The sequence below is a fragment of the Bacillus sp. 95MFCvi2.1 genome, from assembly GCF_000374965.1.
Taxonomy (GTDB): Bacteria; Bacillota; Bacilli; order Bacillales; family Bacillaceae_G; genus Bacillus_A; species Bacillus_A pseudomycoides.
Genome location: NZ_KB895690.1, coordinates 399,329 through 422,373 on the forward strand (window position 1 = coordinate 399,329; position 23,045 = coordinate 422,373).

Annotated in this window: 23 protein-coding genes and 1 pseudogene; 6 read left to right on the plus strand and 18 right to left on the minus strand. The window is 33.5% G+C overall.

Annotation, left to right across the window (positions count from 1 at the left end; genetic code table 11):
* Nucleotides 1–132 precede the first annotated feature (132 nt).
* The 5 genes from C568_RS0102145 to C568_RS0102165 form a co-directional block, all read right to left on the minus strand.
* A complete protein-coding gene (locus tag C568_RS0102145; RefSeq protein WP_018780652.1) occupies nucleotides 133–1,929 on the minus strand; it encodes a Xaa-Pro dipeptidyl-peptidase in 1,797 nt (598 codons plus the stop codon).
* A gap of 104 nt (nucleotides 1,930–2,033) precedes the next feature.
* Complete coding sequence (locus C568_RS0102150; protein ID WP_018765688.1) at nucleotides 2,034–2,528, minus strand: transglycosylase SLT domain-containing protein; 495 nt, start codon at nucleotides 2,526–2,528, stop codon at nucleotides 2,034–2,036.
* A gap of 292 nt (nucleotides 2,529–2,820) precedes the next feature.
* Complete coding sequence (locus C568_RS0102155; RefSeq protein WP_006095076.1) at nucleotides 2,821–3,249, minus strand: cell wall hydrolase; 429 nt, start codon at nucleotides 3,247–3,249, stop codon at nucleotides 2,821–2,823.
* Nucleotides 3,250–3,367: 118 nt separating this feature from the next.
* Nucleotides 3,368–4,765 (minus strand): sensor histidine kinase, encoded by a 1,398-nt coding sequence (locus C568_RS0102160; RefSeq protein ID WP_018780653.1) that lies wholly within the window; start codon nucleotides 4,763–4,765, stop codon nucleotides 3,368–3,370.
* Nucleotides 4,758–5,405 (minus strand): response regulator transcription factor, encoded by a 648-nt coding sequence (locus C568_RS0102165; RefSeq protein ID WP_006095078.1) that lies wholly within the window; start codon nucleotides 5,403–5,405, stop codon nucleotides 4,758–4,760. Before C568_RS0102165 ends, C568_RS0102160 begins: the two co-directional genes overlap by 8 nt.
* 174 nt (nucleotides 5,406–5,579) lie before the next feature.
* Here C568_RS0102165 and C568_RS0102170 point away from each other — a divergent pair, with 174 nt between their 5' ends.
* The gene (locus C568_RS0102170; protein ID WP_018780654.1) at nucleotides 5,580–5,999 is read left to right on the plus strand and encodes a hypothetical protein; all 420 of its coding nucleotides are present in this window, start codon (nucleotides 5,580–5,582) and stop codon (nucleotides 5,997–5,999) included.
* A gap of 51 nt (nucleotides 6,000–6,050) precedes the next feature.
* Here C568_RS0102170 and C568_RS0102175 read toward each other — a convergent pair whose 3' ends face one another.
* From C568_RS0102175 to C568_RS31690, 5 genes and pseudogenes are all read right to left on the minus strand, one after another.
* Nucleotides 6,051–6,500, minus strand: coding sequence for a GNAT family N-acetyltransferase (locus C568_RS0102175; protein WP_371389012.1), 450 nt, complete (start codon nucleotides 6,498–6,500; stop codon nucleotides 6,051–6,053).
* 76 nt (nucleotides 6,501–6,576) lie between these two features.
* Nucleotides 6,577–7,278 carry a 5'-methylthioadenosine/adenosylhomocysteine nucleosidase gene (locus C568_RS0102180; protein WP_018780656.1) on the minus strand — a complete coding sequence of 234 codons (702 nt, stop codon included), beginning with the start codon at nucleotides 7,276–7,278 and terminating at the stop codon, nucleotides 6,577–6,579.
* Nucleotides 7,279–7,327: 49 nt separating this feature from the next.
* On the minus strand, nucleotides 7,328–8,080 hold the full coding sequence (locus C568_RS0102185) for a WecB/TagA/CpsF family glycosyltransferase (RefSeq protein WP_018780657.1): 753 nt from the start codon (nucleotides 8,078–8,080) through the stop codon (nucleotides 7,328–7,330).
* Nucleotides 8,081–8,124: 44 nt separating this feature from the next.
* Nucleotides 8,125–9,765, minus strand: coding sequence for a M3 family metallopeptidase (locus C568_RS0102190; RefSeq protein ID WP_018780658.1), 1,641 nt, complete (start codon nucleotides 9,763–9,765; stop codon nucleotides 8,125–8,127).
* Nucleotides 9,766–9,909: 144 nt separating this feature from the next.
* A pseudogene (locus C568_RS31690) lies at nucleotides 9,910–10,784 on the minus strand (APC family permease); the annotation flags it as partial.
* A gap of 403 nt (nucleotides 10,785–11,187) precedes the next feature.
* On the opposite strand from C568_RS31690, the gene C568_RS0102200 reads away from it, so the two are divergent.
* A complete protein-coding gene (locus C568_RS0102200) occupies nucleotides 11,188–12,087 on the plus strand; it encodes a LysR substrate-binding domain-containing protein (protein WP_029426842.1) in 900 nt (299 codons plus the stop codon).
* Nucleotides 12,088–12,209: 122 nt separating this feature from the next.
* On the opposite strand, the gene C568_RS0102205 is transcribed toward C568_RS0102200, so the two are convergent.
* Entirely contained in the window at nucleotides 12,210–13,199 is a 990-nt protein-coding gene (locus C568_RS0102205) for an aldo/keto reductase family protein (RefSeq protein ID WP_018780661.1), read from the minus strand.
* Between the two features lie 436 nt (nucleotides 13,200–13,635).
* On the minus strand, nucleotides 13,636–14,322 hold the full coding sequence (locus C568_RS0102210; protein ID WP_018780662.1) for an N-acetylmuramoyl-L-alanine amidase family protein: 687 nt from the start codon (nucleotides 14,320–14,322) through the stop codon (nucleotides 13,636–13,638).
* Between the two features lie 312 nt (nucleotides 14,323–14,634).
* Here C568_RS0102210 and C568_RS35120 point away from each other — a divergent pair, with 312 nt between their 5' ends.
* Nucleotides 14,635–14,784: a hypothetical protein gene (locus C568_RS35120; RefSeq protein ID WP_158319624.1), complete on the plus strand. Its 150-nt coding sequence runs from the start codon at nucleotides 14,635–14,637 to the stop codon at nucleotides 14,782–14,784.
* A gap of 295 nt (nucleotides 14,785–15,079) precedes the next feature.
* Here the strand turns inward: C568_RS35120 and C568_RS0102220 are convergent, their stop codons facing one another.
* Both C568_RS0102220 and C568_RS0102225 read right to left on the minus strand, forming a co-directional pair.
* The gene (locus tag C568_RS0102220) at nucleotides 15,080–15,928 is read right to left on the minus strand and encodes an endonuclease I family protein (protein WP_003198008.1); all 849 of its coding nucleotides are present in this window, start codon (nucleotides 15,926–15,928) and stop codon (nucleotides 15,080–15,082) included.
* A 112-nt stretch (nucleotides 15,929–16,040) separates the two neighbouring features.
* On the minus strand, nucleotides 16,041–17,462 hold the full coding sequence (locus C568_RS0102225; protein ID WP_003198006.1) for a zinc dependent phospholipase C family protein: 1,422 nt from the start codon (nucleotides 17,460–17,462) through the stop codon (nucleotides 16,041–16,043).
* A gap of 211 nt (nucleotides 17,463–17,673) precedes the next feature.
* On the opposite strand from C568_RS0102225, the gene C568_RS35125 reads away from it, so the two are divergent.
* The gene (locus tag C568_RS35125) at nucleotides 17,674–17,877 is read left to right on the plus strand and encodes a hypothetical protein (RefSeq protein WP_018780664.1); all 204 of its coding nucleotides are present in this window, start codon (nucleotides 17,674–17,676) and stop codon (nucleotides 17,875–17,877) included.
* A 152-nt stretch (nucleotides 17,878–18,029) separates the two neighbouring features.
* On the opposite strand, the gene C568_RS0102235 is transcribed toward C568_RS35125, so the two are convergent.
* Nucleotides 18,030–18,890 (minus strand): DegV family protein, encoded by an 861-nt coding sequence (locus C568_RS0102235; protein WP_006095090.1) that lies wholly within the window; start codon nucleotides 18,888–18,890, stop codon nucleotides 18,030–18,032.
* 263 nt (nucleotides 18,891–19,153) lie between these two features.
* Here C568_RS0102235 and C568_RS0102240 point away from each other — a divergent pair, with 263 nt between their 5' ends.
* On the plus strand, nucleotides 19,154–19,585 hold the full coding sequence (locus C568_RS0102240; RefSeq protein WP_003198003.1) for a GNAT family N-acetyltransferase: 432 nt from the start codon (nucleotides 19,154–19,156) through the stop codon (nucleotides 19,583–19,585).
* Between the two features lie 110 nt (nucleotides 19,586–19,695).
* On the opposite strand, the gene C568_RS0102245 is transcribed toward C568_RS0102240, so the two are convergent.
* Complete coding sequence (locus tag C568_RS0102245) at nucleotides 19,696–20,094, minus strand: YxeA family protein (protein ID WP_018765696.1); 399 nt, start codon at nucleotides 20,092–20,094, stop codon at nucleotides 19,696–19,698.
* 292 nt (nucleotides 20,095–20,386) lie between these two features.
* On the opposite strand from C568_RS0102245, the gene C568_RS0102250 reads away from it, so the two are divergent.
* Nucleotides 20,387–20,707 (plus strand): hypothetical protein, encoded by a 321-nt coding sequence (locus tag C568_RS0102250; protein ID WP_003197999.1) that lies wholly within the window; start codon nucleotides 20,387–20,389, stop codon nucleotides 20,705–20,707.
* 57 nt (nucleotides 20,708–20,764) lie between these two features.
* On the opposite strand, the gene C568_RS0102255 is transcribed toward C568_RS0102250, so the two are convergent.
* Complete coding sequence (locus C568_RS0102255; protein WP_018780665.1) at nucleotides 20,765–22,300, minus strand: MDR family MFS transporter; 1,536 nt, start codon at nucleotides 22,298–22,300, stop codon at nucleotides 20,765–20,767.
* 23 nt (nucleotides 22,301–22,323) lie between these two features.
* Nucleotides 22,324–23,031: a hypothetical protein gene (locus C568_RS0102260; protein ID WP_018780666.1), complete on the minus strand. Its 708-nt coding sequence runs from the start codon at nucleotides 23,029–23,031 to the stop codon at nucleotides 22,324–22,326.
* Nucleotides 23,032–23,045: the final 14 nt, after the last annotated feature.

The following is a 23,045-nucleotide window of genomic DNA, read 5'->3' on the forward strand; positions in this document are numbered from 1 at the left end:
GGGTATCCTTCTAGTTAGAAATACTCTCTTCGTTTCTTTCATTCCCTTTCTAACATCCTTTCGGCAATTTGATGTTAGAATCCATCCCCTTTTTTCAGTACAAAAAAAGCCTCCACATTCGGAGGCTTCCTTCTATTTTACAATTGGCAGTGTTAATTCACTTAATTTTACTGTAAGTTTCGTCCCTGCTTTTGGACGAATCGTATAGTCATAATCACTTGCAATTAATACGACTCCGATTTGATGGCCGGCTTGGAATACATAATCATCCGGCTGCATGTCCCATGTAAATGTGTAATCTTTTCCTGGTATAATTGGTGTTGACTCTTCTTTTCCATTCAAGTTTTGTGGATCCATCCATCCTCTCGTCACAATTTCTGGTTTCTCACCACCATAATCAACAAGTAATGCGGTTAAATTTGAAACTGGACGATCAATACTCCCCTTAAATGAAATTTTTGGTGTACCACTTATTCTCATTTCTTTTTCGAGCTTAGGCATTACATATACTAACCGATTTGGTGATTCTAATTCTGGATTTGTTAGTAATTGATTCGATTTAATTTTTGCATCATCTAACAATGAAGACACTTGTTGTACCGCACCCATTCGAAGCGGTAAATCTACTGCTTTATTACTTAAAAGCATACGTATTTTAGACGGAGCTGCTGCAGGGTCTGGCCAATTTTTTAATTTTTGCCACGTTTTATTTTCTCGCTGTACATCTACCATCGGTTCATTCATAATTCCATTTTCAATTCCGTATAACCAATAATCAAACCATTTATTTTGTGTTTGCTGCCAGTTATTACTAGATGTTCCCCCATGCCCTCCTTGATGTAACCACATTTTACGTGGCACATTATTTTCTCCTAAAGCTTCCCACCATTGTGAAAACTGTTTTGTCTTTACATTCCAATCGTTTAAACCATGTACAACAAATACACTTGCCTTTATATTTTTTGCATCCTTCACGTAGTTACGCTTGTCCCAAAAATCATTATAATCTCCTGTTTTTCGGTCCTGCCCATCAGTAAGCTCTTTAATGATTTTTTGACAAACTTCAGGATTTTTTCTCGTTAATACTGCTTCGGCCATATTATCTGTATCTTCACCTTGATAACCACCTGGTGCAACAACTGCACCATTTGCACGGTAATAATCATACCAACTGCTAATCGCGGCAATAGGAATAATTGTTTTTAACCCTTCAACTCCTGTTGTTGCAACAGCATTCGGCAATGTGCCATTATATGAAGCACCTGTCATCCCGACATTTCCTGTAGACCAATCCGCCTGTATTTCCTCACCATATTCTGTGAATGCTTTTGCTCTTCCATTTACCCAATCAATAACAGATTTTGTACCGATAATTTCTTGTTCGTCACCAGTTGTTGGACATCCATCTGATTTCCCAGTACCAATGCTTTCACCTAAAATAACGGCATATCCACGAGGAACATAATAATTTCCATATGAACCGAGGTTAGCTGGTCCTGCATAAGGTTTACCTTCCGTAGGATGTAATTCTTCATCTACATTATAAACTGGTACATTATTTATCCCTGAACGATAAGGACTCATTTCATAAATAACAGGAACTTTCACACCCGGTTCTGTTTTCGGTCGCATTACCTTTACCGATACACGATCTTTTTTACCATCTCGGTCACTATCAATCTCTGTTTCTACAAATAAATTTTCTACAATTGCCTCATCAAGTGAATAAATTGGTTTCGTCATTCCATTTTCTAACTCAATCTTTGCCGATTGAGCTAACGTTTCTGGTACTTTCCCATTTAGCGGTAAAGTAAATTTCTTTGAATTCTCTTCTTTCTGCTCTGCATGTACCGTAATACTAGATATGCCAGATGTAAGTGTTAGAGAAAACATTGCTGAAAGCGCAATTACAAACTGTTTTTTCCTCAAATTCCTTCCCCCTTTATATTCTTCTACCACTTCTTTCACTATACAACAAAATAACAGAAAATTCAGTTTATAAAGAGGCGAAAACTTGAGGAATTTGTTATATTTTACTCTCCCTTATATAGCTCATAGGATTTCTCTAACCCAACATTATATTTCGTATTATTATTTGTCCAATCTTCTCCTAAATTTCCAGGCCATCCCGATGTATTGGCAACATATTTTAAAAGAGCTAATTCTGTTAATCCTTTGTTTACTCCACGTTTATAGGAACTCACCATATGTGAGATTGCTATTATTGCATTCGTTTTTGCATCTTTTAAGTTCTCTTCTGATAATTGTGCAGGTGCTAATCCGCCCCGATGTAACTGAAATAGCCCAAAAGATGTCCCTTTATCTCCAACAGCTTTTCGATTAAATTTTGTTTCATGATCAGCAATTGCAAGTGGAATCCAGTCTGGTATACCGTACTGCTTCGAGATTTCAGTAATTACTAATTTATTATTTTCAATTTCTTTTTGTTTTTCATACTTCATATAAGCTGCATAACATAAAAGCATCAACGTGCAAATTACTACTATATATTTTAATAATTGTTTCATAGATTCATATCTCCTATATCGTTTATGCTCAATCCTTGTATACCTATACTATAAAATGTTCATGTGACATCTATTTGACAGAATACAATTTCAAAAAATAAAAAGAGCTTACGAAGATTATCTGAACTGTACCCCAAATCGTGGGCACTCAAAAAGATGGTTCCGGTAGAATACCGGAACCATCTTTTAAGTGCTTAATTTCTAAAGGTCTTTTTATTAAACTGTCCACTTTATAAGGTACAGTTCATTTTTGGATTGGTTTTTCTGTAATCACAGACTTTTTTATCAGTGTTTAAAATGTGTTATAAACTTGTTCACAGGTTTCGGCTGTTGGTTGAAAAAAACAGTGTTTTTTATAGCGTCCTACAAAGGGCTGATTATACCATTGTTGAGGACAATCGCCTGGTGGCCTAAAATACCACAAACTAAATTTCCCAGGCCAGTACCTCTCTCCATTGATAACTCGACGAGCTAAACGTTTTTCACTTTCTCTTGCTCTTTGATAGAAATATCCATGCGTAACAGCTTCAAATGCATGTTCTTGGAAAATCATTTGTCTAATGGTACGAAGGTTTTTAAAGTCAGAACAATTTGCTCTTAGTCGGTTAATTCCTACATTTCCGACGAGTAACATACCCTGAGTTCCTTCTCCTTCGGCTTCTGCTCTGAGTAATCTTGCTAAAAGTGCAATATCTGCATCTGTAGCGTTAACAACTCCCATGACTCCACCCCCATTATATTTTTCTCTTTATAGTATTGTTTATTGGTCAGGATAATGACTTGTTTAATATAGGTTGTTTTCTAAATTAATTTATATTGGACATGGTATCCTCTTCAAATTATCGTATGTTTAACTTTCGTAAACTCTTTTCCATATACATATAAAATTGTATTTCCTCTTTTATAATGGAGACACCATACTCAAAACCATGTCGTTCTAAAATACTCTTTACAATGGCTAATCCTAATCCAGTTCCTGATATTTCTTTATTACGTGAAGCTTCTAATACATAAAATGGTTCCCAAATTTTTTCGATATCTGTACTTACTTCAGGAGCAATTCCATTTTGGATACTAAAATATACATAATCTTTTCTCTCTTCCAATACAATCTTGATATTTTGATTTGTTGTATATTTGATTGCATTTGAAATTAAATTATTACATACCATTTTCATTTTATCCAAATCTACATAAACACTAGCATCTCTCGCACGACAATCTATTTGTAAATGTATACCTTTTGCGTGGAACTCAATTTCATGTTTATCAATTATACTTTTAATAAGGGGTTCTATCTGCACTTCTTCTTTTTGTAACAAGTCTCTTTCTAATTTCGAAAAACGTAATAACTCTTCTATTAAATTTGAAATTTGATCAGTTTGTTTAATAATTGTATCTAAATATGTCCCATCATCGAGACCGTCTTTAATCCCCATAGAATATGCTTTGACTAAAGCGATGGGGGTCTTTAATTCATGAGTAATGTCCCCCATAAACCGTTTTAAATGTTCATTTCTATTCGTTAAATCTTGATGAGCTTCATATAATTTATCACTCATAATATTAATACTATTGGCTAAATCGCCAATTTCATCGTTTGTTTTCACTTTTGCTTTCTTAAATTCTAGATTGGAAATATCTTCTGCAACATCGCTTAATTCTTTCAACGGTGTTGTAATCGTTTTTGATAATATCCAAACAAGTACAATGACAAGAAATATTGAAAAACCAAAAATATATATATTAAATGTATTAAGTGTCTCGATTAGTTCATTCGAATGAGCGATAGATACTCCTACTAAGATTAACATTTCATTTTTTGAAATAAATTTCGCAAAAAAGCTCGCTTTTAGCTTCTCTTGATCATATAATTTATTTGCTTGTCCAGAAGTTTTTACTTTCATTACGTCTTCTTTTGTAATCCAAAACTTGTTCAATGTTACTCTTTTTTTTATAAGCCCAGAGCGTAACGATTCATTAATTTCATCCTCTGTATTTTTTATAGGAGTATACACAATTGTTACGTTATTCTCATTCTCAATTTGATTTATAGTAGCTGTTAAGTGTTCAACAGACGAAGACTGGATTTGATCTGTAATGATATTTAACTTTTCTCGTGTTTTGTATATATTATATTTCGGTAAAAAATAGTTCATTAACAATAATGAAATAGTAAATATAAGAACGATTGTTAACGATATACTAAAAAAAAGTTTTTTACCAAGCTTATTCACGTTCATCCTCCAAACTGTAACCTAAACCGCGGTGCGTTTTAATAATATCTTCCCCTATTTTTTTTCGCAATCGTCTAACATGTGTATCCACTGTTCGCTCATCTCCAAAATAATCAAATCCCCATACAATATCTAGTAACTTTTCACGTGTTAATATTGTACCTTTATGATTTAAAAAACATTTAATTAATTCTAACTCTGTTTTTGTAATTTCTAATTCTTTATCACTTTTATATACTTTATTCTTTATCAAATCTATTTTTAGATTTTGAACTTGTATGACTTCATCTTGATTCAGTAGTTTTTTAGCTCTTGTAAGTAAAATCCCTGGATGAAATGGCTTTTTCACATATTCATCCGCCCCGCTTTGTAAGGCCACAAGTTCATCTTCATTTTCACTTTTAGCAGTAAGCATCAATACTTTCACACTCGAGTTCTTTTTTATTTCCTGGCATACAGTGATCCCATTCCTTTTTGGCATCATCCAGTCTAAAATTGCTAAATCAATTTTCACTTCATAAAATATTTCAAGTGCTTCTTCTCCATCCTTCGCTAAAAGAACTTGGAAGCCTTCCTTTTCAAAATAAGCTTTTAAAATTTTAAGCATATCCTGCTCATCATCTGCGATTAATACTCTCACTCGTACCTTCCTCCATTAACTATATATATGTGCCTTATAAATTGTAATCATTTTCATAACAAAGTAACATGAATTTCTTATTTTACTTTGTTATGGTACAACATTTTTGTTACATGAATGTGACAAAAAATATTTATAGGGTTTGAGGGTATAGTAAATATGAGGTGTTGTTCCATGTTTAAAAAAATAGGATTCATTTTTCTGTTTTCATTTTTATTATCCACAACTGTTCTCGCAGAAACAAATAAACAAATTGAAGTATTTGATTGTCAAAAGGAAATGGTCATACAAAAACAATCTCTAAACACAGAAATTCAAAAAGAGGCGATACAATATGCAAAATCAATTACCGGAGCATTTAAAAATCTAAATGTTGTCCCTAAAACTGGACATATGGTGAAAATCCCTTTATCTAAACCTGTAGTCATCACAAATCAATGGATACATACAACGATAGATGAAGTTCTTGTACTCCTTCCGCTTAACGAAAAGCCATATATCATGATTTATGATGATGAAAATAATCCACACTTTTATTATGTACAAGGTCACCCTGAAAATTTATTAAAGCATTTGAAAGTTACATCATCATAATCACTAATAGAAAGAGAAAGATTCCATAAAACATCGTCTATGGAATCTTTTTTATAATTTTACATAATGGGTTGATCCTTTATATTCTTCACTTTTCAGAAATCCATTTGAAGTGTAAAATTGACTAGCTCGTTCTGTGTCTGTATATAGAACGACAATTTGAAAATGTTCCCTTGCATCAGATAGTATCCTCTTTAATAATAAGTTTCCTAGCCCTTTCCTTCGATATGCTTTGGAAATATAAAACCTTCTTAACCGTCCAATCGTTTCAGTTTTCGTATATGAATCTTGATTTAATCCACCAATTCCTATTAGAGTATCCTCATGGAAAATACCATATAAACATTCACCCATCTTACTAAATGTGTTCGTTTTGCTTTTGTATTCATTTACTAATTTCAGAAGAAAATGAAATCCCTCTTCTTTACTTTCTTTTATAAGATGAGTGATATCAAGTTGTGAAAGATCTATAATCTTTTTAATTTCTACAATCTTTATTATAATCACCTCTCTGTTAAAAATTTCTTTTAACTTAACAAGGCCTCTTTTATTAAAGAGGCCCTTCTTTACATATAAATCATACAACTGTGTTACTTGATATATTCTTAATCATTTCCATTATAACTCTTGAAGATTGATCAGCTGTAATTTTTGCAAAGTTTTCATAAGAACTAGTTGCATCATCATCCGCACTGTCAGAAATACTTCTAATTATAAGAAACGGTATATCGTTGATAAAGGCAACATGCCCAATTGCTGATCCTTCCATTTCAGTACAATGAGGCGCATATTCATCCAGCAGTTTCTCTTTTAGCTTTGCATCTTCAACAAAGCATTCTCCACTTACAATTCTTCCTTCATGAACATTTATGTCTAAACCACTGGTATTACATGCTTTTCGTGCAAGCTCTCTTAATTCCTGATTTGCAATAAATGTTTCTTGGAATGGAAACAGATTCTTCATTTGATTTTTATTCACATCATGATGTGTAACATTCGTGGAAATTACGAGATCTCCAACTTTAGCATCAGGATGTAACCCTCCCGCAATACCTGTATTAATCATGCAATCCACTTCAAATTTGTCTATTAAAATTTGTGTACATGAAGCGGCATTGACCTTCCCAATACCACAGCGAGTAACAATAATCTCTTTATCCATAAATATTCCTTTATAAAAAGGCATTCTTGCAATTGTATATTCTTCGTGAACATCTAACTTTTCCAAAAGTAAGTCTATTTCAATTTGCATGGCTCCAATAATACCGATTTTTTTCATTTGTCGTCTACCTCTTCTCGATTATATATGAAGTTTCTATTATAAAAAGTTACTGCACGCTTTTTCTAACTCTCTCAGCCATAACCGATAGTAAAAATTTCGGAAGTATTAACTGTCGTTTTATTCTTTTAGGCTGTGTTACTAACCTATATAACCATTCTGTACCAGTATCCCTCATTAGTTTCGGAGCTCGTTTTACCGTGCCGGATAAAATATCAATCATACCTCCAATACCAATAGATAAAGGTACGTTTAATTCTTGAAGATTTTCATAGATGAATACCTCTTGCTTAGGAGATCCTAATCCTACCAATAGCAAGTGTGGCTCGAATTGTTGAATTCGAACTTTGACTTCTTCTATCTGCTCATTTTTCACAAAGCCATGCTGTCCTTCGAAAACCGCATGTGGAAAACGTATTTTCAAATTTTCTAATGCTTTCTCATTACTTTCTGGTGCAGCACCAAAAAGAAACACCCGGTATCCCTCTTGATTACAATACTCTATTAAGTCATGAGTTAAATCTGCACCTGTAACGCGCTCCTTTAATTTTCCTTTTAAAATTTTAGAACCAAGTATTACTCCTATTCCATCCGCTGTTATTAAGTCCGCTGATAACAAAATCTTTTTAAAACGTACAGATACAGCTGAAGTTTCTTTAGCAGACATTACAATTTCGGGATTTGCCGTAACAATAAACTTTGGTTTATTTTCCTTTTCAGATAACCAATTTTTTAATAAATCTATTACTCTCTTATACTCTAAGCTACAAAATGGTATGCCTTTTATGTACTGTTGTTCCATTTCTTATATACACTTCCCCTATGTGTTCTCTTATAATAAATGACTTAAACTTCCTCTTGTACAAACTGTAAATACTCATCAATATCCTTATTTATTTGAAGTAATGCTTTCTCCCAAAACTCATTATCAGCAAGGTCGATGTGAAAGTATTGTTTCACCAACTCTTCGACTGGGCGTTTTCCAGTCTCACACAAGAATTTTTTGTATTTAGAATGAAACTCACTACCATCTTGTTTTGCAATTTCTAATAATCCTAAACTTAGTAGATAACCAAATGTATATGGATAATTGTAAAAAGGAACACTCGCTGTATAAAATTGACCATATTTCATCCAAACAAAAGGTTGATATTCTGTTAAAGAATTTCCATAAGCTGCTTTTTGTGAAAGTATAGATAATCTCTCTAATTCATCCGCACTTAAAGGTCCCTTTTGACTTTCTTCATAAAATGTTTGCTCAAATTGAAATGAAGCTCGAATGGCTATTACATAATTAAAGCTATTTCTGATTTTCCAGCTAAGCAATGATTTTCTCAGTTCTTCACTTTCTGCTCTTTTAACTAAGTAATCTACAAGTACCATCTCAAAGAAAATAGATGCTGATTCTGCCATACACATTGGAAGGTAGTCATCTAAAAAAGCAGTAGACTGCTCATTGCTCATTACATAAAAATGCCATGCATGCCCTAATTCATGAGCTAATATTCTTACACTATCAATTGTTTCATCATACCGTAATGAAATTCGAGATTCTCCTTCACTTAAAAAAGGAGCGCAAAATCCACTAGGTGGCTTATTATCTCTTGGCTCAGCATCAACCCAACCATTCATAATAGCGTGCTGTGCAAATTGAGCTAGTTCTTCATCGATATCCTTTAAGGCCTCATATATATTTTCTACTGCTATTGAAAACGGAATTTGAACCTGATTATTTTCTTCCAATGTCATCAAATCATGCCAAGTAAACGTCTCCTTACTTCTTTTATGAAACGCTATAACACTCGATAACTTTTCAAGATTCCCTTCAATAGCATTCCACATTTCCAATAATGCATTTTTAGAAATACCGTTTGCTTGAAGCGATTGTGACAATACCTCCTTTTCTTGTAACAGGTTACTTTTTAGGTTACGCAATCTACCTATTTGATTAAGTACGCTAGCAAATACTGTTTTCTCCTTTTCCAATGCCTCTGTAAGAGAAGAAAATACCGCTAATCTTTCATGATGAGTTTCACCATTCATCGCAAGATAATTTGCTTTTCCAAATGATAACATCTCGTTATTATGATGTACTTCTAATCTATTTCGTAATTGTATGTACATGTCTTCCCAAGCTTTTAATTCATTTTCTATAAAGTTGATATTTTGATTTTCGAAGAAGTTACTTTTTTCATGATTCGATTCTTGTAGTAATAAACGAACCTCTGTTTTCAACTTATTTATTTTTGTATGAGGTAAAGCAGCTGTAAATTCATCTGCGTGTTCAGCAGAAAGACAATAAAAGTAATACTCTGCCTTTTCAATTCTTTGTATAATTCTTGAGAGGATTGCTGGGTCGCTATTTTCTTTATATGTTCCTATTAATTGTTCGATTATCTCTATTTCTGTAGAAAACGTAGGATCTTTTGTTTCAGGATATAACCTTTCCAAATCCCATCGCGTTGGATGATTGATCATTTGATTCATTTTATAGCCTCCTGTTTTTACAGATAGTTACAATAATGCATTCATTAGCTAATTATATATGAATCACTTAAATTTCAACATCTTGAAATATTCCGACTTTTGTGCAGGTATTTTAAATAGTATTACTTTCACTCCTTTCCTATTCTATTTCTTCTTATTTATATAGCGTGTATTTACTACCTTTTCTTTTTGATATATATACACCAAACACATCAATACAACTACAATCGGAATGGCAATTACATCACCAATAAACGGATATACCATTACGCAACATGTGAATGCTGTTACAGAAAAAATCTTTCCTAGTCTATTCTTGATTAGCTTTATTCCCGCTGCAGTACCTACAATATATGTAACAATTCCTAATGAATTAGGGATTAGCACTAATTGATCTACGCGAATATGAAAAAAGAAGCTTATTAAAAGCCCTGTTATTGCGATGAAACCTACTATCATTAAAGCATTCGTTGGTGTATTGCTTTTGTTATTCAAATACCCCAGATATTCAGGTGCAAATTCTTCTTTTCCTAGAGAATAACCCAGCCGACTCATACTTGCTATACATGCATTTGTTGTACCTAAACAAATCATGAAAGCTACTAATCCAACTAACCATACAAATTGGTCACCTAATGTATTTTTTATAACGATTACAAGAGCGGTACTATTATCAGACTTTATAGAATATTCTCCTGTCCCAATTACTGAAATAGCAATTCCTATATAAATAAGGCCAATAATAATAATCGCAGCACCTGTTGAAAAAAAGATATTTCTTTTTCTCGGAGATTTGAATTCAGGCGCTAAACTTGAAATTGCTTCCCATCCAAAAAAGACTAAAATATTAATAATGTAGCATGTAAAATAGGGTGTATTTCATTTAATGAAATGTTTATATTTATGTTTTCCATTTCAATATAAGGCAATGAACAAACAATTGTTATGAGTAAGATAAGAAAAGTTAATGCATCTATGCATACTTGAAATACTCCACTCATTTTTAACCCGAAGAAATTTGAACAAATAAGATGATTTTTCATTGGATATTTATGTTAATATCACTATAAAGATTGTGAAGAAATGTACTTAAACTAACGATGCAGGTTAGTTGCAGAAGGAGAAAAACTTTTAATCTACTTTTTTTCTTTCATCCCCTATTCAGAAAATTTCGATTCAAAAGTGGGATATTATGTTAAAGTGGGTTTGTGTAATTACTTAACTAACTGACAGGTTATTTGAAGAGAGGTATTTTTCCCCTTATCTATGGAACTGATCGATAAACTCTAAAACATCTCCTCTCTCTAATACCAAAGAGCCGTAAAACATAAAAAGCATGGCTACGAAAATACTAGGCACCTAAATAAGTTTGATAATAAAAGAGAAGTCCTTATTAGATTTTAGTAGAAGGGATGGATGAAAATGGATATTAGGAAAATGCGATATTTCATAATGGTGGCAGAAGAATTGAATTTTAGTCGTGCAGCAGAACGTCTTAGGATGGCACAACCTCCTCTAAGCCAAGAAATTCGTAAATTAGAAGAAGAATTGGGAGTTCAACTTTTTCATCGAACAAAAAGAATGGTTGAGCTTACGGATGCTGGGAAGATATTTTTAGAAGGATCTCAACAAACACTGTTTCAATTAGAAAGAGCCATAAAAGAAACACAACTTGCAGCTGAAGGAAAAATAGGGAACTTAATAATCGGTTTTGTCGATTCCACAGAAATCGTTATAGAAGTTCTTAATAAATTTCGAGAACGCTTTCCTAAAATCCATCTTATATTGCGTGAAATGACAACGGAGCAGCAACTAAAAGCACTCTATGAGAAACAAATTCATATTGGATTTATTCGTTCTAAACAGAACAACGGGATACTATCTTCTGAAGTTTGTTCTGAAGAATCTTTAAGATTGGTTTTACATCAAGATCACCCTTTCACCTCATTGCCCGAAATTCCACTCCAATTGTTAATTGATGAACCATTTATTTTGTTTCCTCGTCATTTTGGTCCAAATTTTTATGATTTAATTATTAACTATTTTGGGGATCATGGTGTAAGTTTAAATGTTGTTCAAGAAGCTGTTCAAATGCAAACTATTGTTAATTTAGTTGCAACAGGAATGGGAGTTTCTGTCGTTCCATCGTCGGTGGAAAGTTATAAACGCCCTGGGGTTATCTATAAAAAAATCCAAGAGACTACACCAAAAGTAAATCTATATGTTGGATGGAGACAGGATGAAAAATCTGCAGTAGTAGATCATTTCTTAACAGTTGTTAGAGAGGTGTATTCGATTTTACAACTTGATCACCAAGAATAAAAGCCCACCCTGATGGGATGGGTAGTAAAATATTACAAAGGAAGAATTCTAATTTAACTTAAGTTTTAAAGTAAGACTACAAAGATTTTGTATATATTTCTGATTAAGTCACGTGCAAAAACTTAACCTGTTTTACTCGGATCGTACTCAACGAAACCTTCTAGTACTTTGTCAATCTGATTCATTATTTCAGGTTTCAGTTTGACATCAGAAGCGAACACATTCTCTCTTACCTGTTCCGGTCTCGAGGCACCGATAATTGCTGAGGAAACATTCTGGTTTTGTAGTACCCAAGCTACTGCGAGTTGAGCGAGGGTAAGATCAATCTCTTGTGCGATGGGTTTGAGCTTCTGGATAGCAGTGAGCACATTGTCATTCATCCAACGTTGTGCAAGATTATAAAAAAATGGTTTGCCAGCAGGGGAATTAGCACGTGATTGAGTTGGTACTGGTTTTTTGGGGTGATATTTTCCAGTGAGAACACCTTGTGCGAGAGGCGACCATACTACTTGCCCAAGTCCCTCACGTTGACAGGTTGGTATCACATCGGTTTCGATAACTCTCCACAACATTGAATACTGGGGTTGGCTAGCGATGAGCGGAATATTCAATTCCCGTGAAAGTGTTGCACCACGGGTGATTTGTTCTGCTGTCCACTCACTTACACCGATATAAAGCACTTTACCTTGTCTTACAAGATCTGCGAAAGCTAACATCGTTTCTTCAAGAGGAGTAGTTGGGTCAAATCTGTGTGCATAATAGACATCAATATAGTCGGTCTGTAACCGACGCAGCGATGCATTACAATTTTCTAGAATATGTTTTCGTGATAAACCTTTATCGTTTTGCCCATTCCCAGTCGGATGGCACACCTTTGTACATAGTTCAATGCTCTCCCGTCGTATACCTTGTAAAGACCGGCCGAGTACTTCTTCAGCTTTAGTGTCTGAATAAACATCAGCAGTATCGAATGTTGTTATACCGACATCTAGTGCTGCTTTAACACACTCTTTTGCAGTATCCTCATCTACTTTACCCCCATGATTTATCCAGTTTCCGTATGCAATCTTGCTTATTGTTAATCCGCTATTGCCAAGTTTACTAAACTCCATTCTAGTTCCTCCTTTTAAAAGTGATATCTTCATTATAAAGACCACATTTTAATACGGATAATATATTATTAATAATGAATTTATATAAAATTTATATAAGAATGCAGTGCCCTTCTGTGTAATCAGAAGTTTGCAAGGCTATTGGGTATTACCACATTGCTATCAAGCCAATAATGATGCCTATCTAGGTTTATTTGGCATGCACATTTTTAAGAGTGTACCTCTACTTTAAGAATATCTTATTTCTGATAAACGGAAGTTCATTTTGTTTTTGTTCTTAAGTTGATGGCGATGTGGTAGGACCCCAATAATATATAAGTAAACAAAAAAATAACTCCAAAATTAACTTTTATTGTATATTTTGGAGTTACTTTATGTTTATTTATTTAGATTAAATGAAAGATACTATCTAGTATTTGAACCGCTTAACCGCTTACTATTCTGAGTACTGCCAAACCCCATTGTGAGCAAAGTAATGGAATTTCCCATCAATTATATCCCAACCGGTAGACATGTAATAATAGTTAGGATTTAAGTAGTACCATGAGTTCCCCTCTTTTAACCAGCCGCCATGTGCCTTACCATTCCCATTCATATACATCCAATTATATCCATTAAATGCCCAACCCGTCTTCATTGCTCCACTTTGATTATCTAAGTAATATAAATCTTTTCCATCGTAGAGTTCTCCTGTATGCATATAACCATTTTCTTGATTTAAATAATACCATGAACCTCCACTATTTAACCAACCTTTCTTCATTGCTCCAGTTCCCTCAAAATAATACCAGTTGTATCCAACAAACATCCAACCTGTTTGCATTGCCCCGCTGCTCTCGTCTAAATAATACTCATTGTATCCATCGTTATACCAACCTGTGTGCATATAACCATAATTTTTATCTAAGTAATACCATGAACCCCCACTATTTAGCCAACCTTTCTTTTTCACACCGTTTTCATAGTAATACCACACTCCATATTCATTCACCCAGCCTTTATTACTTTGTACAGCTTGTTGTACAATATTGTTACTTTCAGCTTGTACATTTCTTTCCCCATAAAAAGAAGCTGGCACTAATAAACTAGCGGCTACACAAATTGATAGTATTCTTTTCTTCATACGACAAAATTCCTCTCCATAATATATATTATTCCTCATTTTAACAATAAAAATGTTTGTTTTCTATGTTTTAATAAAAATATAATTCTCTTTTTCCATATTTAAAGTAATCGCCAAAAAATAAAATTGCATTCTTGAAAATCTATAAACTCCTTGTTCTTGCTTCATTCTTTTGCTTCGAGAAGAAGATCCCTCTGCTATTCAAGTTTGATGAATTTTTAAGTACATCCCAAAAGTGGAAGAAAGAATATAAGAAATTGAAATCAAAGATAAAAAAAATAAATGGGTTCTAGTGCAAAAACTCTAAAACTTTTGCACCAGAATCAAAAAGAGAAAGGTATCATACAAGAAGAATCGCTACACCATATTTCACCGCTAGGATGGGAACATATTAACTTCCTTGATGAGTATAAATTTAAGCAATCAACCACTTTAGAATCATTACGGCCACTTCGAAAGTAAAACATAAAAGCCGAATTCCTTAACGAGGGAAAGTCAGCTTTTTCTCTTCTAAAAAATGTATTAGCGTGGGTTTTATGTCATTTGGTTGGCGGGACCCCATGTCCATCAACTTAAGAATTTTATAACACCCCTAAAACAAAAAATTGTACATTTTCACCGGGAGATGCCAATTTTCTCGTTTTGGGGTATTTGCTTTTCTTAGGTTGATTGTGATGGGAGTAAACGCCAAAAAAGGAGTGATTCTTATGATCACTCCTTTCTACTTTAAAATTTACCCAGGTATGATTTTACTTATTTATTTCCAAATTTCATTTGCCCATTCAGGATGATCAATAAATGGATTACGATTATGTTGATATTTTGTAAAAATAACTTCATTACGCTTTCGTTCCAAATCATCGACAGGGTCTTGTTCATTCCATTTTAGTAAAACAGATAGTTTCCCCATATATGGATCTTTATTGTTATTCACTTTTTCATTAAGCTCTAAATCTACTTCGCCATTGTCTCCTTCATAACGAACAGCCATGTAAAATAACATTCTAGCAATATCCCCTTTTACACTATCACGAGGTTCCCAAGAATCACTATCGTATTTACATTCTGTTGCTTCTGAATGACTCACACCGCCATTATCAAAATCCAAATTCCCACGTGAACTATTGACAGATACATCCGTAGCTCTTAAATGGTGAAGGTCCGTTCCTGGTCCTGCAGCTGTCCCAAAATCACCGTGAGATTTTGCCCAAACATGCTCTCGGTTCCAATTATCGACCCCTGAACCATTTGTAAATTTCCCTTGCGAACGTCCTGTATATAAGAGAAGAACATTGTTTTTATTATTTGGATCTTCATCAGTATCTCTTAGTGCTTCCCAAACCGCACTGTATGATATCTTTGTATGATTATCAATAATATTATGAAGCTCCTTTTTTAATTCTGAACCCGCTTTTCCCTTTGCGCTATTATAATATGTATCATCATAATTTTTTACAGTAACCTCTTGTGTTAAAATCATCTCTGCTTTCGGAGACGCAGACACTACTTCAGCATATGTAGTATCTGTAAATGATAAGGACGAGGAACCTAAAATAAAGAATGAAGAAATAGCAACCATACTTAGTTTTATTTTTTGAAATGGCATATACACAAATCCCCTTTAAAATTAGATGCTAGTTAATGAACAAAAAACTCATTCTAAATACATGAAGTATTATTAAAATATATAAATTTTTCTTTCTCTCTTCTAGGAAATCCTATTCAGCCTGTATAAATTTCCATGCTTTTGGTTGATCCGTTTTCTTTCCTAACACAATCCAGCTCTTCCCTTTACCATTTTCTTGATAATTTACTGGGTATCCATCTGTATATAGGTAATATTCAGCTGAATTATTCGGATTTGGATACACTTTAAACTGTGCAGTATTTGCTTTTTGTTTCGCAAGATGTACCCAATTTGTCATGTTGGAGTAATTAAGAAATACGTAATTATCATAGTTGGATTGCGTCATTTTCAGCAGTACACTTTCTCCGCGATGGAGGATTCCATTATTCTCTTTATCAAATACAAACTGAACAGGTGTACCGTGAACTTTATTATCATCTACATGATTAGATAATAGTGCGTAATCATTCGCAGCATATACTTCAAAGGTCAAACCTCTATTTAGAAACTCACTTGGTACTACGAAGTATTTTTTATTATCTTGTATTGCTTCTCCTTTAGAATCTTTTACTATCGTATTTTCAATATCTTCAGCAGCAGTATTTCCAACAAATGTGTTAAACCATAAATGAATAAATCCCGCTGTATTTCTTTGAGCTTTTTCTAAACTTCTCTGAACAGCTGGCATAACTTCTTCTTGCCAAAGAGCATTGTTTCCTTTATTATAGTGAGATTTAATCTCGTCATTGGTAATGTTCCCGATTTCCACTTTTGCGAGTTTCGCTGTTTCATGGATCCACTGTTTTGGATCATTAGAATTCACTAAATTATATACGCCCTCACCATCAGATACTTCATACTGTGTCTGAATTGTCGTCACATAATTTTCAAAAGCGCTATGAAACTTTAAAGCACTCATGTCGACGGCTGTAAAATTAGCAGCATGCATTGGCTGAGTAGCATCTGTGAAGTAGTGCGTCGCAACACCTAAATAATAAAAAGCTTGTTTTCGGTCATCCTTCTTAAAGTATTCACCTGCTAATTTAAAATATTTATCTCCTTGCGAGAGAGCTGTTGGTTCTTCTTCTCCTTTATAGTTCTTTCTCGTATCAGGATCGTAGAAGTGAGATTTCCATCCTCCCTTAATTAGCCCATCAATGCCTATCGTACCTGTACCGCCATCGTTAAATTCATCAAGGTAATCGGCATCATAAAGACCTCTTTCAAATAACTCCTTATATTCAGGAGTATTTAAAAATTGTAATTCATTTGCTTGAACCGTCTTATCTTGATTACGACCCATAATTTGAATTGCGTTTCGTGCAATCCATAAATGTGTGCTTTCATTAGGATGGTGCGGATGCTCCGCAGACCATCTTTTCACACGTTTGTGCTCTTGGTTTTCCTGTTTCATTACTTCGTCAATTCCACAAGCATATGTTTCTGTTGGAATTGTCATTGCAATAGAAGATATTGCTGTTACAAAAGCTAGTGTACATAATTTCTTTTTCATACGATTCTCCTAAATTTCAATTTCATCAATAACGTAAACGATTTTACTTTTAAACAAAAATACCCTTCCACATTAAAAATGTAGTTTAATAATAACCTATATATTTCAATTTTTTTATGCAATTATACATATTTAGTTGCTAGCTAAAAAGACTACAGTTTATCGATGATTGAAATCAAAAATATTTATTAAATAAGAAAGAGGGACGAATATGATTTTGAGAACAAATGACAAAAAGGCGCGAAAAACAGTAAGATATGTTGCAGAATTTGTTATACTTTTAATACTAGTATCCTTTATATATCAATGGAATAACGGTTTAGAGATTGATACGACTGAGAGAGTTTCTTTCATACTAGTTCTCACTAGTTTCCTTTCTACCTTCTTGCCTGTTAGAAAAAAAGCTAGTGAATAATAAAAAAGTTACGTCTGCTACTGTAAATCGTTTGTATTACATATATTCTTTATTGCATTTGATATATTAATTCCTCCTACGATGTTATCCTCATCTATTTCGTACAAAGCTATGATTGTAAAAAAAAAAGATTGATCAAAAAGATCAATCCTTTACTCTACTTCATTTAAGAAGAACAATGTTAAAACACCTGGTCCTGTATGCGCACCGATTGCTGCTCCAATTGTATTTACAATAAACACATCACAGCCAAATTTTTCAGTAATTAACGCTTTTAATGCATTCGCAGTTTCTAAATCATCACCATGTGTAATGCCAACTGTTTGACCTTTAAGGTCTTTTCCTCGCTCTTCCATTATATCGACAATTCGGCCTAAAACTTTCTTTCTACCTCTAATCTTTTCAAGTGGTACAAGCTTTCCTTCTTCCACATTTAGAATCGGCTTAATATTTAATAAACCACCAATAAATCCAGCTACCTTACTTAAACGACCACCTCTAACAAGATACTGCAAATCAGCAACTGTAAAGATATGCTCCATATGTTTTGTTAGAAAAGCAATTCGTTTCAAAATTTCTTCTTTGGATGCACCTTCTTTAGCCATTTTCGCAGCTTCTAATACAACAAGACCTTGACCAAGTGAAGCGCATTTTGTATCAATAATTTCTAAATCGAAATCTGCATATGTTTCTTGTACTTCTTCTTTAATCACTACTGAAGATTGATATGTACCAGAAAGTTCAGAAGAGAAAGCTACATATATACAAGGTGTACTTTGCTTTGCATATGTAACGAACTTTTCTTGGAATGTTTCTAATGATGGCAGCGATGTCTTAAATACCTCGCCTTCTCTCATCTTTTGTAATAATTGAACCGAATCTAATGTTACTCCATCTAAATACTCTGTTTCTGCCTCATCATATACACGGAGTGGAATCAAATCTATATCATAAGCTTGCAGCAATTCTTTTGGTAAATCAGCAGCACTATCCGTAATGATTTTAACGCTCATTTTTAAACCTCTATTCTATTATAAGTATACTAAAATAAGAACAATTACCTTTAAATTATATACGTAAAACACTTATGAAGAAAGAGAAAGTATTATTAAACTATTCTATATTCTATGCGTGGAATGTGGAGAAATTAACTTCATGATCAAATCAATTTCTCAAACGAGTTATATCTAATTGAACCAAGTACCATTATTTCATTACAAATCATTTTGTTTCCTATACAATAGAAATATCAGAATTTTTCAAGGAGTGTATTTTTATGAAAATAAAATTTGCTTCACCAGAGGATTTAGAATGGATTAACAGTCAGTATAAATCAGTTGGATTTGTGCCAAGTGATTTAAAAAAAGATAAAGTGGCAATTGTGACATACAACGGAGAATATGTTGGACTTGGACGTTTAGTTAAAATTGATCAAAGCACGTTAGAAATGGGCGGTATTTATATACTTCCTAAATTCAGGGGCTATAAATTAGCAGGCGATCTCCTTTCTTTCTTAGTAGACGAAGCAAAGCAATCCAATGTACCTAATATTTATTGCATTCCTTTTGAAGAACTGGCAGCTTTTTATAAAAAATATGGTTTTAAAGAAATTAATACTGATCAAGAGGGTGTTCATCCTACTGTATTAAATAAATACAATTGGTGTTTACGGGAATATGATAAAAATGTTTTGTTGTTTAAATTATAAGCACTTTTAAATTCAAACTTCATTTCATACCATTATTTTCTTCTTCAAACAAAAAGGCAGCATGTACAATTATACATGCTGCCTTTTCATCTATGAACAATCCTTATATATTAGTTTTTATCCATCTGCTTTAGTGCTTTTTTAGGAATTTCATTTTGTTGGACTTCTTCATATGTTGAAATCCCTTTATATCCCTCACTATTTGGTTCATCAAATACATACACACGTAAAAAAGCATTTAGCTTTAAATTTTTATTAGCATCGAACTTAATACTCGTCTTATTTCCATCTTTATCATATGCAATTACGTTATACTCGTAACGCTTCCAAGTAGGATCATCTTTATCTACCTGATATTCTTTTCCGTTCTCCGTAATATGAACATACATTTTATCTTTGCCCAATTTTTGCTTCATTTCAGCTAAATCCCAATCAAAGCTTACAAAAGCAGTCATTAAAAGACCTAATAATACGAGAAAAGCAATCAAAGTTATTAACAGTTTCTTCATGTTTTCAACCTCTTGTTTTAATAGTATGTGACACCTCGTATACTATCAGAAACCTTATGATCTATTTATCTATTTTCCTTACAAAAACCTTACACTTTTGTAATAAATTCGAACCAATTTTGAATTAGCAAGGATTTCCTTTCCCTTCACTGAATAGCACTTCTCCTACCCGAACTTTTGGATGCGAATATTATAATTGAGAATGATAATAAGGAAACAATTTCATCTTTCCACTAAAAAACGTTATAATAAACTGTAGCCTCTACGATTACGTTATAAAGGAGATTAAAAAATGGCTAAAATTAAAGTGTATCAAGTAAAAGAAGAAAATATGGATGCAGTAAAAAACATCATTGATGTTGAAGAACAAAACCCATCTACTGCAGATTTACAAAATCTATACACATGTGTATTAGATACAGAGGATATGGCATTGCCTGAATCATATATCGAAGAAGATATTTTAATCGATTCTATTGAAGTAATGGTAAATGTGTCTCAAAATAAATTAAGAGACCTAGGCACATACGATGTAATTGAAGTACAAAACAAAGGTAAAAAAACACAGATTTTATTATTAGCAGACGAAGAATATGAAGTAATCGAAGGTTAATTTGTAAAGTTACATACAAAAAAGCTCCTTTCTATTTGAGAAAGGAGCTTTTTTCTTCTATGCTTTTGATGTTTCAGCCTTTATCTTACCTTGTTCTTTCTTATATACCATTCGTTCATTCCCCATAAAGAAAATAAACACGAATGCTAAACCTGCTGGAACTAACGCCCGCATAAAAGTATGAACGATAGAACTTGAAAGGGCTTCAATAATTTTATCTAATATTTGTGGCGGAATTTGAGATCTTGCGCCTTCTGAAAGAATTGCTCTTGAATTCCCTAGAGCGTTGCTATTTATTCCGCCATCCATTCCTTTAAATGCTTCTTCTAATTGATCTTGAAAACCTGTTCTTTGAATCATACCAAATATTGTAATCCCAAGGGTCATTCCTAATGAGCGGATAAAGTTACTCGTTGAAGTTGCTGATCCCCTCTGGTTCATACCGAAATTATGAATTGCAGCCATACTTAATACAGAGAATGAGAAACCTACGCCAAAACCAATAATAATCATATAAATGGTTAACCATACACGGCTCGTTTCTGGTGTTAATGTACTTAATAAGAACAATCCACCAAGCATAATCACAGCTGAAATAATCATGATATTACGGTAACTTAGCTTTGACGTTAAAAATCCACCTAACTGTGCTGTAACTACTGATCCTAACATCATTGGCAATAGTAATAAGCCAGAATTCGTTGCCGATCCGCCATATACACCTTGAATGAACAAAGGAATATATACAGTTGCTGACATAAAAGCAGCCCCGTAAAATAAAGCGATAATTGTACTCATCCCGAATAAGCGCTGTTTAAACATTTCAAACGATATGATAGGTTCTACCACTTTTCTTTCAATAAAAATAAACATAATAATTAAAATAGCAAATGCCGCAAATAAACTTAAAATAAAAGTAGAGTCCCAATCATACTTCTGTCCACCAAGTTCTAATGCGAACATTAAACAAACAACTGCACCGACTAGTGTAATTGCACCAAACCAATCAATCTTTTGTTTTTGATGAACGCGCGATTCTTTATAAAAGAATACAATAAAAATAAGTGATAGAATACCAAGCGGTAAGTTAATATAAAACACCCAGTGCCAGCTAATGTAGTCTGTAATATATGCGCCAAGTAAAGGACCGAAAATACTAGATAATCCAAAGACCGCACCAAATAATCCACCCATTTTCCCGCGCTTTTCGGGCGGAAAAATATCAAAAACAATAGTAAAGGCAATTGGAACAAGTGCCCCGCCACCAATACCTTGGATCGCACGATAAATACCTAACTGCGTAATATTTTCTGCGGTACCACAAAGTGCCGAACCAATCATAAAGACAATTAAGCCGAAAATAAAGAATCTTTTTCTACCATACATATCTGATAGTTTTCCGAAAATCGGCATTCCTGCCATTTCTGCTACCATATACGCCGATACAACCCAAACAAAGTTTTCTAATCCGCCTAAATCGCCAACAATTGTTCCCATCGCTGTAACAACAATGGTATTATCCATTGATGCCATTAAAATCCCTAGCAATAAACCAGCAACTACAAAGCTAAGTTTACTATTCTTTGCAACCATATATCTTGCTCTCCCTCTTACAACTATATTTGTTTATGTTCTTTTACAACTGATTTGCCTTTTTGATTAAAGCTAGTATGATATTCAACAACACTTATTTCACAGCCAGGGCCAATTGTAACATTGTTCCCCCTCACTACTTCAGCTATTGTATGCTCTAAATAAATGTCATCACCTTCAATAATTGATGTTTGAAGATTACCAGTATGACTTGTAAAAGGAATAAATCTAGCTTTTTTTCGTACTGTAATCTTTTTCCCACCAATTTCTCTTACTTTACTTCCTTCATAACGCAAGATAATGTTAATATTTTCAGCATTTAAAAGCCCTTCACTTTCAAGACCACCCGTTAATAAAAATTCTTCAACTTCAATATCTTCTTTTACAGTCAGCCCTCCTTTAATGTCCACAAAGTTTCCGAATAACTTTCCATTCACTTCGAACATACCTCGAATTTTTATTTTGTTAATGTGACAATCATTCTGCACTTGTGTATTACCATATACTTTCACATACTCAGCATGCAAACCACCTTGTACTTCACTATCTCCATACACAATATATGAATTTGTCGTCATATCACCACGAACATCGCTCGTTCCATATGCTTTAAATTCATTGCAGTTCACATCATTTGAAATTGTTCCTTCTCCTCGAATTTTCACCTTATTATAGATTCCACCTGATGAACTACCAGAACCATTCAATGTAAGACTATTTCGCTTTTCCATTTACATTCCTCTCT

Coding starts and splice junctions, on each gene's coding strand:
- C568_RS0102180 (WP_018780656.1), bottom strand. CDS start 7,278: ATGAAAAAAATCGGTATTATTGGAGCCATGCAAATTGAAATAGACTTA.
- C568_RS35125 (WP_018780664.1), top strand. CDS start 17,674: ATGATTTTGAGAACAAATGACAAAAAGGCGCGAAAAACAGTAAGATAT.
- C568_RS0102200 (WP_029426842.1), top strand. CDS start 11,188: ATGGATATTAGGAAAATGCGATATTTCATAATGGTGGCAGAAGAATTG.
- C568_RS0102235 (WP_006095090.1), bottom strand. CDS start 18,890: ATGAGCGTTAAAATCATTACGGATAGTGCTGCTGATTTACCAAAAGAA.
- C568_RS0102225 (WP_003198006.1), bottom strand. CDS start 17,462: ATGAAAAAGAAATTATGTACACTAGCTTTTGTAACAGCAATATCTTCT.
- C568_RS0102155 (WP_006095076.1), bottom strand. CDS start 3,249: ATGGGAGTTGTTAACGCTACAGATGCAGATATTGCACTTTTAGCAAGA.
- C568_RS0102185 (WP_018780657.1), bottom strand. CDS start 8,080: ATGGAACAACAGTACATAAAAGGCATACCATTTTGTAGCTTAGAGTAT.
- C568_RS0102205 (WP_018780661.1), bottom strand. CDS start 13,199: ATGGAGTTTAGTAAACTTGGCAATAGCGGATTAACAATAAGCAAGATT.
- C568_RS0102210 (WP_018780662.1), bottom strand. CDS start 14,322: ATGAAGAAAAGAATACTATCAATTTGTGTAGCCGCTAGTTTATTAGTG.
- C568_RS0102240 (WP_003198003.1), top strand. CDS start 19,154: ATGAAAATAAAATTTGCTTCACCAGAGGATTTAGAATGGATTAACAGT.
- C568_RS0102170 (WP_018780654.1), top strand. CDS start 5,580: ATGTTTAAAAAAATAGGATTCATTTTTCTGTTTTCATTTTTATTATCC.
- C568_RS0102250 (WP_003197999.1), top strand. CDS start 20,387: ATGGCTAAAATTAAAGTGTATCAAGTAAAAGAAGAAAATATGGATGCA.
- C568_RS0102255 (WP_018780665.1), bottom strand. CDS start 22,300: ATGGTTGCAAAGAATAGTAAACTTAGCTTTGTAGTTGCTGGTTTATTG.
- C568_RS0102150 (WP_018765688.1), bottom strand. CDS start 2,528: ATGAAACAATTATTAAAATATATAGTAGTAATTTGCACGTTGATGCTT.
- C568_RS0102190 (WP_018780658.1), bottom strand. CDS start 9,765: ATGAATCAAATGATCAATCATCCAACGCGATGGGATTTGGAAAGGTTA.
- C568_RS0102245 (WP_018765696.1), bottom strand. CDS start 20,094: ATGAAGAAACTGTTAATAACTTTGATTGCTTTTCTCGTATTATTAGGT.
- C568_RS0102220 (WP_003198008.1), bottom strand. CDS start 15,928: ATGCCATTTCAAAAAATAAAACTAAGTATGGTTGCTATTTCTTCATTC.
- C568_RS0102260 (WP_018780666.1), bottom strand. CDS start 23,031: ATGGAAAAGCGAAATAGTCTTACATTGAATGGTTCTGGTAGTTCATCA.